Genomic DNA, 12501 nt, shown 5'->3' with positions numbered 1-12501 from the left:
CTTTTGATGAGCTGCTCTTCCCTGACTCATTTCATCGCTATTTTGATTAACGAAATTTAGCGTTAACACTAAATCGATATTGATTAAGTAACATCTTAACTACTGTTTGTTAATCAAAATTTAACCCAGCGTACAGCATGTGGTGAATAGCGGCAAGAGAGATTCAAGAGGAACTGTTATCACTTCTCTTAGGCAAGTTTCAGGTGTGGGTGTTCGCATTTTAAGTGGATATAAGTTTAGGCTTATATCCACTGATAAATAAAACCGAACGTTTTAAGTTCACCTGCCCTAGAGGATTACTAACAATCGCTCCTAAAGCTCATAGTGATTCATTGGTACTTGGCTTAGGTTGTCCAGTCGCCATGCGCCTTGTTCATAAATAAAGCTTAGGCTCTGTAGATCATCTTTAAAGTCATAGCGCTCGTTGGAAGGACTGAGTCTGTCATTAAACTCAATTTGGATATTTTTATAACCATCGGCCAATTTCTGCTGACCTAAGTGATTGGGGAGTGTGATAAGGCGAGAGAGGGCGCTATCCAGTGCCTTATCTTGTATTGGCAACCGTTCTTGTTTAAAGCGCTCGCTAAAAAGGGCGGAGAACTTTGGTTTATCTTTGCTATGACTGTAGGCGGCTAGCGTCCAGTTGGCGAGCACGAGTTCAAACGTACTGTCGGCTTGGTTTAGCGCTGCAAAGGGCGTTTTATCCTTGTTCGACAAATAATCTTGGAAGATAGGGGATGCATTTTGGTAGCTGTCTTTAAGGATTTTGATGATTTCGTCGAGTTTCGGCTGATTGTAGGTTTTAAACTGTGCGGCCAGCGCGTCGATAGCCTCACCTTTTTGCTCCCAGCTTAAGCGGCCTTCTGCAATTACTCTTAAATCTTTCTTGTGGGGGGTGACTAGTGGTTTGAGATCGGGGTTTTGATTCATGATGTTGCGGATGTTGTCACCAATCCCTTCCATAAAGGCAGTAGATTGTAAGTTGGCTTTACTCTCAAAGAATAATCCCGCGCCGCTATAAGGGTCGACCCAGAGATCTGGATTGTTGATTTCGGTCATGCGGTTTGCATCGAGCGTTTTTATATCAGCCACCTTAGTATACAGCTGGCTGAGTGCAGCTTGATGTTTAAGGGTGAAAGCGGAGCGTTCGGCTTTGGCTTTTGCATCAATTTGGCTGTATTGCTGAGCGAGTGATATTAGTGCTGCATCATCTTGGATCCGTTGGTGCGAGTAGTAACCGCAGCGGCTATCGCAGGCGTAGTTAGCCAGTGTTGAAATGCTGTCTAACTCTATATGCTTGGTTTGCACAAACACTAGGCTGCTATAAAGGTAAAGTGGTGTATCCATGCTCTTATCGAGCAGATAAACCTTATTATTGGGGTTATGTTGGCCTGTGACATTGAGATCTTTCTTGGTGGCACAGACACTAAATTGATGTGCACTTACGGGAATATCCCGCTGATAGACTGAGACAAACAGTTTATCTAGGCTGATGTGAGCCGGAACTTCACCTTTGATCTCGACATCGCATGTTTGTGCGAGGGCCAAGTGAGAAGAGCTGCCAAGGAGTATGGCTGAGAGAATCAGTCCTTTGTTCATAGAAAGCATCCTTATTTCTACCAATTTACTGTGTATCGGCGAGTGTAATGTCGCGTTGTTAAAAATGGTTCGTATCTTGTTAATCGCATCCCAATCAAGACCGGGACTAGGTGGAAACTGAGGCTATTGTGCGGGGGCGTTATCAGCAGAATCCATTCATAACTTGATAATAAACAGTCCCATAGTACCTAAGTAACAGCAAAAAGTTAAACTTGAGATTGAATTTGTGTAAACGGTAGCGTTATAGATTCATCTGCGACGCTCATACTGCAACTGTATTTCTGGGAAGTGTTTTACGGGTGCAATGGTTACATTGACACCCATTGTTGAAGCTCGAATTAGCAATTATTGCCTATATAAAGCCTTTATCTTGGCTTTTATTTCTTCTCTGATTTTTTTATGCAGGGGATTTTTAATTTGTCGTTTGTGATACACCAAATGATAGGGAATTAAATCGGTATTAATGGGGCAAGTTAATATTTGCAGATTTAATTTCGCTGCCCATTGTTCGGCAAAGGAGCGAGCGATAACGGCAATTGAATCACTCTGAGAAATATTCAAGGCAATGCTGGCAATCGAATGACAGATTAATGCCATTTTGCGTTCTTCAATGGGTTCGTTGGCAAAGAGTTCGAAGCCGCGGATCTTTTCCCACGTGCCGCTGTAAAACACATGCTCTTCACGATAAAAGGCGTCTTTGGTGATGCTTTGCTGAATCCGTGGATGGTCTTTTCGGCAAATCACTACTAAGGGCTCTAAGAGAATTTCCTCCACCATAAATGCACTGTCTCGGGTCAACATACTATCGACAATTATGTCGGTTTTCTCTTGGCGCAGGTGTTCAAACAGCTGGTTTTTCTCTGGTGGAGATTCTTGCAAGCTAATGTTTTCAATTGGAAATAGTGCGCTTATCAGCGACTCGTTGCAGCAAACATTAAATTGGGTACGCATGTTCATCGCATTTTCGATGATGCTGAGGGCTTGGCGAAATGCGGGGATCAATTGTTGCCCTTTACTGGAGAGTTCGATTCCTCGTCCTTGCTTGATAAAAAGGTTTTCGCCATAGCGATTTTCTAAGCGTTTAATTGCGGCGCTGATTGCGGGTTGCGTTAATTGTAAATGTTCAGCGGCTTTAGTGTAGGACTGGCATTCGGCCACGACTAAAAAGGTGCGCACTAAATTTAAATCCATAAATTTAAACCCATAATCTTCAATTCATAAATTTGATTTATGTATCTTAAAACATTTTGATGATTGTTTCTTGTACAAATTGGGTCTAGCCTGAGTGGGATGTTTATTTTTTGTGAGATGAGATCACCACCCACCGTAAAAATGGAGTCTTTATGAGTACAGGAAAAAAACCGCGCTCAAATAAGTTTGTGCTAAATGCCTGCACACTTGCCTTGGGCGCCGCGTCAGTGACAGCCTATGCTGCAGATAAACCAAATATTCTGGTAATTTTTGGTGATGATGTGGGTTACTGGAACTTAAGTACCTACAACAATGGAATGTTGGCATATAGCACGCCCAATATTGACAGTATTGCCGCAGAAGGAACTAAGTTTACTAACTTTTATGCTCAGCAGAGTTCTACCGCGGGTCGTAGTGCCTTTATTACTGGCCAGATGCCTAAGCGTACAGGTCTATCTAAAGTCGGTATGCCAGGCGCCCCCGAAGGGATTAGCGAAAAAGATCCCACCATTGCCACTATGTTAAAAAATTTTGGTTATGCAACGGGTCAATTTGGTAAAAACCATTTAGGCGACCGCGACGAGCATTTGCCGACTAACCATGGTTTCGACGAATTCTTTGGTAACTTGTACCACCTCAATGCCGAAGAAGAGCCTGAAAACGTCGATTATCCTAAAGATCCCGCCTTCCGTAAGAAGTTTGGCCACGCGGCGTCATCCATTCCTATGCCGATGGCAAAATCGAAGATACAGGTCCACTAACCCGTAAGCGTATGGAAACCGTCGATGGCGAGTTCCTCGATGCGGCCGAAACCTTTATCGAGAAGCAAGTTAAGGCGGATAAACCCTTCTTCACTTGGTTTAACACCACGCGTATGCACAACTATACCCACGTGCCTGACTCCTATGCCGGTAAAACCGGTGCCGGATTCTATGCCGATGGTATGAAGCAGCACGACGATGAGGTGGGTAAGTTACTGAAGAAGATCAAAGATCTGGGTATTGATGATAACACTATCATCATCTACACCTCGGATAACGGTCCAATGGTCGACATGTGGCCTGATGCGGGTGTGACGCCCTTCCGCAGTGAGAAAAACACTGGCTGGGAAGGTGCATTCCGTGTGCCTGGCATGATCAAATGGCCTGGACACATTAAGCCTGGAACTACTAAAAACGGTATGGTCTCTTTGGAAGACTTTTTCCCAACCTTAGTCGCCGCAGCGGGCGGTGAAGGGGTTGAGAAAGAATTACTCAAGGGTAAAAAGGTCGGTAAACAAACCTACAAAGTGCACCTCGATGGTTACAACCAACTGCCTTACTTCACCGATAAAACCCAAGAGTCGGCTCGTAAAGAGTTCGTCTACTGGAGTGACGACGGTGACTTATTGGCATTGCGTTACAACCAATTCAAGTTCCACTTCATGATCCAAGAACACGAAACGGGCTTTGCGGTTTGGCAATATCCATTCACTAAGCTGCGTGTACCTTTGATTTTCGACCTCAGTGTCGATCCATTCGAGAAGGGTGACAAAGGTATGGGCTACAACACTTGGATGTACGAACGTGCATTCTTGTTAGGCCCCGCCATGGCTAAGGTTGCTGAAGTCATGGAAAGCTTTAAAGAGTTCCCACCGCGGATGGAAGCTGGTACGTTTGTTCCTAGATAAACAAGCTGTTTTTTAAATAGAAATTGGCTGACGTTCATGTGAACGTCAGCCAATACAAGGAAGTCTGCATGGCGAAAACTTCAATGCGAGCATCAACGATACTCGATGTTGTACCGTTAAAATCAGCTGCAAAAGCGCTTGGAGAGCATCCCGATTACCAACGTCGTTTCCACGTGATGGCTAAACCCGGTGGGGCGAAATGTAACATCGATTGCCAATATTGTTTTTATCTGCACAAAGAAGGCTTATTGCATCAACCTAAGCAACCTGAGATGGATGATGCGACTCTCGAAGCCTTTGTTAAAGGTTATATCGAAAGCCAAGATGGCGACGAAATCGTATTCTCATGGCAGGGTGGCGAGCCGACCCTGTTAGGCGTGGACTACTTTCGTAAGGTAGTTCAGCTACAGAAAAAATATCAGCCACTAGGCGTTAAGATTGAAAACGATCTGCAAACCAATGGCATTCTATTAAACGATGAATGGTGCCAGTTTCTTGCCGAGCATAATTTCCTCGTGGGGTTATCCATCGACGGTCCCGAAGAACTCCATAACAAATATCGTGTGACCCGCAGCGGCAAGCCTACCTTTCATTTAGTGATGGCCGCAGTCGAAAAACTAAAACAATACAAGGTGCGTTTTAACGCTTTAGTGACGGTTAACCGCCACAATGTGAAGTACCCGCTCGAAGTTTACCGCTTTGTCACCAAAGAGTTGGGGGCGACCTATATCCAGTTCAATCCTGTGGTCGAACCTAGCGATTTTAAAACCACGGCGCCACAGTTTTGGAACTGCAGCATGATACCCACGGTCGGTAGCGAGCTGGCAAAGCCCGGGCATCCTATGTCTGTGGTGACGGATTGGTCAGTCGATGCCGATGATTGGGGCAAGTTCCTAATCGTCACCTTTGAAGAGTGGATTAACAACGATCTTGGCCGAGTACTGGTTAACCTGTTTGAGACGGCGGTCGCCCAAGTGATGGGTAAACCGGCGCAGCTTTGTATTACCGCTGAATTTTGCGGTAAGGGCTTAGCCATTGAACATAATGGCGATGTCTTTAGCTGTGACCATTATGTTTACCCCGAATATAAGATTGCCAATGTGCGCGAGCGTCCCTTAAATGAAATGGCGTTCTCAACCCGGCAATTAACCTTTGGTATGGCGAAGCGCGACTCGTTACCCCAATACTGTAAAGATTGCCCTTATCTCAAACTCTGCTGGGGCGAATGCCCTAAAAATCGCCTGCTGAAAACCCCAGATGGGGAGGACGGGCTCAATTATCTGTGTCCAGGGATTAAAGCATTTTTCGATTATTCGTTGCCAATTCTGACGGGATTGGCCGTATTGCTAGGACAACCACATGGAACCAATGGCTAACACACAAACGCGTGCCCACGGGGATATTCTCGCCTTAATTGAACAGGTTGAATCTCAAGTCGTTGGGCAACGCACAGTGATCCGCAGTCTGATTTTGGGCTTACTTTGCAGCGGCCATGTGCTGCTCGAAGGTTTGCCCGGAACGGCCAAAACCCGCTCGGTTAAAGCCTTGGCCAATGCCTTGGCGATTTCCTTTGGGCGGATCCAGTTTACGCCGGATCTCTTGCCCTCCGATGTGACTGGCACTGAGGTGCTCCACGAGGCTGAGGGTAAATCGACACTCAGGTTTCAGCAGGGGCCAGTATTTAACCAAATTGTGCTGGCCGATGAAATTAACCGTGCCCCAGCCAAAGTGCAGGCGGCGCTGTTAGAGGCCATGGCCGAAGGCACTATTACCGTGGCGGGGCAAACCCATGTGCTGCCTGAACTCTTTATGGTACTGGCGACACAAAACCCCATCGAGCAGGAAGGCACTTATCCGCTGCCCGAAGCGCAGATGGACCGTTTTCTGATCAAAGCGTCGGTGGAATATCCTACAAAAGAAGCCGAGCGTGACATAGTACGCCTCGTCCGCAGTGAGGAAAACGGCGTTTTTAGCGCCGACAAACCACAAACTATCACCATAGATCCCGCCAGTATTCTCAAGGCGCGGCAGCAAATTGCGGCCGTGACGTTATCGGAGATGGTGGAGAACTATATTATCGATTTAGTGATGGCGACGCGCCAGCCGGAGCAATATCCCCAGTCTAAGTTAGCCAGTTGGCTGATGATTGGCGCCAGCCCACGGGCATCGATTGCGTTGGACAAATGTGCCCGCGCCTTGGCTTGGCTCAATGGCCGTGACCATGTGCTGGTGGACGATGTGCGTGAGGTGGCGATTTTAGTGTTGAGCCATAGGTTGAGCCTCTCCTACGAGGCATTAGCGGACGGGGTCAATCAGCGCGATCTGGTGCATGAACTGCTCGATGTGGTCAGTATTGGATAACGGCTATGGCGCTCGCATCTCTGGCCGCATCCTCTCGATCTCAGTCGTCCCTATCTTCAGCTAAGCAAGAGGATCCCCGTATCTATGCCAGTTTACCGCAACTGGTGCGATTGCAGGGACAGACGACGCAAATCAAACTGCTTAGCCTGCGTTACTCTCGGGCGCACCTTTCTGGCCGTTATCAATCGCACCAACGGGGACGCGGGCTGAACTTTGAGGAGCTGCGCCACTACCAACTGGGTGATGATATTCGCCAAATGGATTGGAAGGTTACCCAGCGCACGGGTAAGCCCCATGTGCGCAGTTACACCGAAGAGAAAGATCGCCAGGTGATCCTTTGCGTTGACCAACGTAGCTCCATGTACTTTGGCTCGGTGAGCCATATGAAATCCGTCGTGGCCGCTGAAATTGCAGCCTTAATGGGCTGGCTCGCACTGGCCAATAACGACAGGGTCGGGCTGTTGATATCCGCGACTCAGCAGCTGCATTGGTGCTCGGCAAAGCGTGGTACGGCGCATTTTTTAATGGGATTAGATAGGCTTATCCAAGCCAATCATTCCCTGAGTGCGGCGAGTCGAGATAGCAAACGGGTAAGCTTCGCCCAGTGGATGCAAATATTAAGTCAGCGCCGCCTCAAGGCCGCAACGCTAGTGATTGTCAGCGACTTTGCCGATGCCGATAACCAATCCCTCAAACAGTTAAAGTACCTGCAGCAGCATAATGATGTGCTGTGTATTTTTATCTCAGATCCGATGGAAACCCATGTGCCCGAGGACAGTGTTAGCAGCACTTGGGTGGTGGGTGATGGCCAATATCAGCTGGTATTACAGAAGGGGAAACAAACGGCCGAGGTGAATAAGGCGCTGCAAAAACAATATCTTGAGAAACAAACCCAACTCAAAAATCTGATGGCAATGCAGCGTATGCCTTTTATTGAAATCGGCACTCAAGGCGATCATCTGCTGCAACTGGCTCGTACCTTGAGTGATATCCAATGACGGAAATCTTACTGCTTGGCGCAACTCAGTCTCCTCCTAGCAGCTACATGCTGAGGGAGTTAAAAGATGTGGCTCAGCCCGATCCTGTGAGCTGGTGGCCACAGACTCTAGGTTGGCAGATATTACTGCTGATGTTGCTGCTGTATCTGGGTTATCGACTGTATCTCAAGGGGATTTTCTGGTGGCGAAACCGTTACCGCCAAGAGGCGACAACGGCCTTGCTGAGTCTGTCGGCGGAGGACCCACATTGGCCGACGCAGATGATGAAGATTATTAAAATCGTGATGGTCTACTTAGAGCCGAAAAACGCCTCCCTCTACGGTGCTTCCTTGCTCGAGCAGATGGGGCGCTACCATGCAAAAGCTCACTTAGCGAATGATGAATCGTTTCAGCAGTGGCTAAAATGCCTTGAAGATCCTCATGCCGCTCGTCCCGATTTTAGCGCTATGCGCCAAGGGCTAAGCCAGTGGTTAAGCGGGCATCAATTGCCGGAGGCTCGCCATGGATCAGCTTGAGTTTGCCTATCCTTGGGCGTTTATCCTGTTGCCGCTGCCCGTGCTGGTGTACTGGTTTGTGCCCGCGTACCGCAGCCGTGAAGACGCGATCAAAGTGCCGTTCTTTACCGAAATCCTTCGGGCATTGAACGAGACTCCCAAAGTTGCCGCTGGTCTGCTTAGCCCGAAACATTGGCAGCGGGGCATGCTGATCCTCTCTTGGCTATTGATTGTCACCGCATTGGCTAAGCCCAGTATCCTCGGCGAAGTGCAAACCCGCGAAGCCTTCGGGCGGGACGTCCTGATGTTGGTGGACTTGTCTGGCTCCATGGATGAGGCGGATTTTACCACCGCCGATGGCAATACTTTAACCCGCTTAAATGCGGCTAAAAACGTCTTAAAAACATTTATCGCCAAACGCAGTGGCGATAGGTTTGGACTGATTTTGTTTGGGGATGCCGCCTTTATCCAAACGCCATTTACCGCCGATCAGCAGGTGTGGTTAAGCTTGCTAGAGGAGGCGCAAACGGGGATGGCGGGGCAGAGTACCCATCTTGGCGATGCGATTGGTCTTGGCATTAAAGTGTTCGAGCAAAATCCGCTGCCATCGGAGCAGCAGGTGATGATAGTGCTGACCGATGGTAACGATACTGGCAGTTTTGTCGAACCCGTGGATGCCGCCAAGATTGCCGCCGAAAGGGGCATCAAGATTTACACTATCGCCATGGGCGATCCAACCCATGTGGGCGAGCAGCCAATGGATATGGAGGTGGTCCAAAGGGTGTCGCAGCTCACTCAGGCGCGCGCCTTTATCGCCATCGACCAAGCGGAATTGGATAAGGCGTATCAGCTGATCGATAAGCTGGAGCCGCAGCAATACAGCAGTGCCAGTTTCCGCCCGAAAATTACCCTGCATTACTACCTGATTGCCATCGTACTCGCCTTACACTTGTTGATTTTCAGTTGGATGACGCTGCGGCAAATGTTCAGCCGCGCCGAGGTGGCCAATGAGTGATTGGCATTTAGAGCTGCAAATGTTGGCGCAATTTCATTTTATTCGGCCGCTCTGGTTATTAACCCTTATTCCACTCGCCGTTGTGCTGATGCTGCGTTGGCGCCGGGATGATGTGCAGCAGCGGCTGGTGTTTTTCCCCAATCATTTACGCAGTGCGCTTACACTCAATCAAGGCGGTTGGCGCAGTCAATTACCTTTGAAAATCTTAATGTTATTGCTGTTATTGGCAGTGATTATCTGTGCGGGACCGACCTGGGAGCGCGAAGCGTCGCCCTTCGGCGAGGACGATGCCGCGCTGATGGTGTTACTCGACAGCAGTGAGAGTATGAAACAGCAGGACGTGGCGCCGGATAGACTCAGTCGCGCTAAACATAAGATCTTGGATTTAATCGCAGCGCGAAGCGGCGGTAAGACGGGGTTGATGGTGTTTGCGGGGAGCGCCCATGTGGCTATGCCCGTCACCAGCGACGCTAAGGTGTTGCAGCCTTACCTTGAGGCGATCAGCCCTGAGGTGATGCCGTTATCGGGCAAGGCGGCGCAAACAGCACTGAGTCAGCTCGCTGAGCAATTACCCGCAAATGCGGGCAACAGTGTCTTACTGCTCACGGACGGCGTTGACCAACTCACTATCGATGCGTTTGAGCGGTATTTTACTGAGCAGTTTGAACAGCCTCCCTATCAACTGTTGATCTTGGCGATCGGCGATCCCGATATTCAATCACAGGTGCCGGTGGACTTTGACTCCTTGGCCAACTTGGCCGATAGCACGGGCGGTAGCCTGTATCCCATGACAATAGATGATACGGATATTCAGGCACTTGAGCGCAAAATTGAACGCTTTAGCATGCTCAATAATGACTCCAGCATGCCTTGGTTAGATGAGGGCTATTGGTTACTTTGGCCCTTAGCTTTGCTCAGTTTGTTGTGGTTTCGTCGGGGCTGGTTGGTGAAGTGGAGCCTAGTGTTAGCCTTAACGCTACCAAGTATTGCGCCGCAACAGGCCTATGCCGAAATCACCGTTTCTAAGGCGGCCACCGAGATCCAAGTGACACAAGTCAGCTTTGCCGAGCGGAGTTGGCAATGGTGGTTGGATCTGTGGCTAACGCCGGATCAACAAGGCGCATTCTGGTTTAATCAGGGCGAATTTGCTAAGGCGGCAGCGGCTTACCATTCGGTGCTCAACAAGGGCATCGCCTACTACTATGGCGGTGAGTATAAGCTCGCCCATTCGGCCTTTATGCAGGTCCAAACCGATCTTGGCGCCTATTACGCCGCCAGCGCATTAGCGCGGCAGCGGGAATATATTGCGGCGCGTAAGCTATTGAGGACGCTGGCGAAAAAGCAGGATATTGCTCCCGAGCTAAAAGCCGATATCGAACATAATCTTAAGGTTATTGAGGGGCTTATTGATGAAATCAATCAAGCGAGTGCCTCCCAAGCCAACAGTATGGACGATCAGGAAACCTCCATCGAGTTGCCGGACGATAAGCCGCAAACCGCCGAAGGCGCCGATGAACAAACCTCACAGGATAAAATGCAGTCGCAAAACCTGACGGCGGAGCAGATGTTGGGCGATCCTAAATTGGCTGAAGTCTGGCTTAAGCGAGTCGAGGCCAATCCCGAACAATTTTTGCGGGCGAAGTTTCAGCTGCAAAATCTGCAACCTAAGGGCGAACAAGGTACCGATAACGCCAAGGGAGGATTGCAGCCATGAGTTATGCAATCAGTGCACTGAGCTGCGTCAAAATATTATCTGGCGGCAGAGTGCTAGTGCCGATAAAGCCAGTCATCGACGGTGCGAGATTGATGGTCAGAAGAGTCATCGCTTTGATGTTCATCAGCTTGATACTGAATGGTTTGCTGCTTGCAACCCATGCCCATGCGCAGACGGACTATGCCCCACCAACCGAGCCCGCCAGCGCGGTCAAAGTGAAGGCGTGGTTGGGTGAAAAGCCGGATGCAAATCCCGATGGGGCTGAAAAGCTATGGGCGCCGACGGAGCAGATCTTGTTGCAGATTGAGGTGTCGACCAATCGCTGGTTTACCTCGGGCACTCAGATAAAGGGCATTGAAATTCCCAATGTGTTAGTGAAGCAACGCAATACCTTTGCCGTTAACTATACCGAGCAGGAAAACGGCCAAACTTGGTCGCGGCAGCGCTGGGAAATCGCCCTCTATCCACAAACCAGCGGTGACTTTTCCGTGCCAGAAGCCACAGTGATCACTCAGGTGGCTGGCGTCAATGGCGACAAACAAGCCGTCACGCTCACAACCCCTGCGATGGGATTTCGGGTGGCTCTGCCCAGTGCCGAGCTTGCCAGCACAAAGGCTTGGTTTGCGGCATCGGACGTCAAAGTGCAGCAGGAGTGGAGCCCAAATGAGGCTGAGGTACTCAAGGTGGGGGATAGCCTAGTGCGCACCATTAATATTGAGGCCAATGATTCCCTTTCGGTGCTGCTGCCCAATCTTATACCGGCGCAAGCTTCTTCCGATTGGAAGCTGTATCCCACTTCGCCCGAGCTGGTGGATAAACAAAGCCGTGAAGGTTATGTGTCGAGCCGAATCGATAGCCAAACCTATGTACTGCAACATGGCGGCGATGTGAGCTGGCCCGAGTATCGACTCTGGTGGTGGAACACTCAAAGCGGCCAGTTGGAGCAGATAGTGCTGGAAGGGAAGACGATTAAGGTCAAGCATACCCTGAGTTCTTGGTTGAAGTACCACGCATGGACACTGTTCACCTTGCTGTTAAGTGCGGCGATATTGGGGTTATTGATGCGCTGGGGGAAAGCGTATTACCAAACCCATCCCATTCCCGTGTGGTTAGTGTTTTACCGCGCTCTGCGCCGCGGTGAATGGCAAACCTGTCGAGTACTCTTGTACCGACGCTTACGTCGGCGCAAACAATTACTGTCGATGACAGCGGCATCCACAGAGCCCGATTGGCAGGCTGCTGCCCTGAGGTTACAAGCCCATTCGACTCCTCGAGCGGATTTTATCTATCTCTGGAAGCGCATTAAGCGAGTCCGAATGGGGTTGGTCTTACCTAAGGCCCTCGTCGCATTAGAGAAACAACCCTTACTAACCGAAAAAGTAGCCGCTGAAAAAGTGTTATCCGAACCCAAAGCCTCTGAGTCATAGAGGGACATTACAGATCGTAATAAGGAGATACCC

The 12501-nt window shown here is 49.3% G+C and carries 9 protein-coding genes and 1 pseudogene; 8 read left to right on the top strand and 2 right to left on the bottom strand.

Annotated elements, in window-relative coordinates:
• Positions 1 to 312: 312 nt before the first annotated feature.
• The gene (locus N5E87_RS18085; RefSeq protein WP_279775616.1) at positions 313 to 1599 is read right to left on the bottom strand and encodes a hypothetical protein; all 1287 of its coding nucleotides are present in this window, start codon (positions 1597 to 1599) and stop codon (positions 313 to 315) included.
• A 345-nt stretch (positions 1600 to 1944) separates the two neighbouring features.
• Positions 1945 to 2790 carry a LysR family transcriptional regulator gene (locus N5E87_RS18080; protein WP_279775615.1) on the bottom strand — a complete coding sequence of 282 codons (846 nt, stop codon included), beginning with the start codon at positions 2788 to 2790 and terminating at the stop codon, positions 1945 to 1947.
• Positions 2791 to 2942: 152 nt separating this feature from the next.
• Here N5E87_RS18080 and N5E87_RS18075 point away from each other — a divergent pair.
• The 8 genes and pseudogenes from N5E87_RS18075 (at position 2943) to N5E87_RS18040 (ending at position 12468) form a co-directional block, all read left to right on the top strand.
• Positions 2943 to 4459 (top strand): annotated as a pseudogene (locus N5E87_RS18075) (arylsulfatase).
• A 68-nt stretch (positions 4460 to 4527) separates the two neighbouring features.
• Positions 4528 to 5835: an anaerobic sulfatase maturase gene (locus N5E87_RS18070; RefSeq protein ID WP_279775614.1), complete on the top strand. Its 1308-nt coding sequence runs from the start codon at positions 4528 to 4530 to the stop codon at positions 5833 to 5835.
• Positions 5819 to 6820, top strand: coding sequence for a MoxR family ATPase (locus N5E87_RS18065; protein ID WP_279775613.1), 1002 nt, complete (start codon positions 5819 to 5821; stop codon positions 6818 to 6820). Before N5E87_RS18070 ends, N5E87_RS18065 begins: the two co-directional genes overlap by 17 nt.
• A 5-nt stretch (positions 6821 to 6825) precedes the next feature.
• Positions 6826 to 7818: a DUF58 domain-containing protein gene (locus tag N5E87_RS18060; RefSeq protein WP_279775612.1), complete on the top strand. Its 993-nt coding sequence runs from the start codon at positions 6826 to 6828 to the stop codon at positions 7816 to 7818.
• The gene (locus tag N5E87_RS18055; RefSeq protein ID WP_279775611.1) at positions 7815 to 8333 is read left to right on the top strand and encodes a DUF4381 domain-containing protein; all 519 of its coding nucleotides are present in this window, start codon (positions 7815 to 7817) and stop codon (positions 8331 to 8333) included. Before N5E87_RS18060 ends, N5E87_RS18055 begins: the two co-directional genes overlap by 4 nt.
• Positions 8320 to 9327, top strand: coding sequence for a VWA domain-containing protein (locus N5E87_RS18050; RefSeq protein ID WP_279775610.1), 1008 nt, complete (start codon positions 8320 to 8322; stop codon positions 9325 to 9327). Before N5E87_RS18055 ends, N5E87_RS18050 begins: the two co-directional genes overlap by 14 nt.
• Positions 9320 to 11041, top strand: coding sequence for a VWA domain-containing protein (locus tag N5E87_RS18045; RefSeq protein ID WP_279775608.1), 1722 nt, complete (start codon positions 9320 to 9322; stop codon positions 11039 to 11041). The genes N5E87_RS18050 and N5E87_RS18045 overlap by 8 nt, the downstream gene beginning before the upstream one ends.
• The gene (locus N5E87_RS18040; RefSeq protein ID WP_279775607.1) at positions 11038 to 12468 is read left to right on the top strand and encodes a hypothetical protein; all 1431 of its coding nucleotides are present in this window, start codon (positions 11038 to 11040) and stop codon (positions 12466 to 12468) included. Before N5E87_RS18045 ends, N5E87_RS18040 begins: the two co-directional genes overlap by 4 nt.
• Positions 12469 to 12501: the final 33 nt, after the last annotated feature.

Origin of the sequence: Shewanella sp. GD03713, assembly GCF_029843705.1 — a bacterium.
Taxonomy (GTDB): domain Bacteria; phylum Pseudomonadota; class Gammaproteobacteria; order Enterobacterales; family Shewanellaceae; genus Shewanella.
This window is presented reverse-complemented; position numbering and strand designations above follow the sequence as displayed.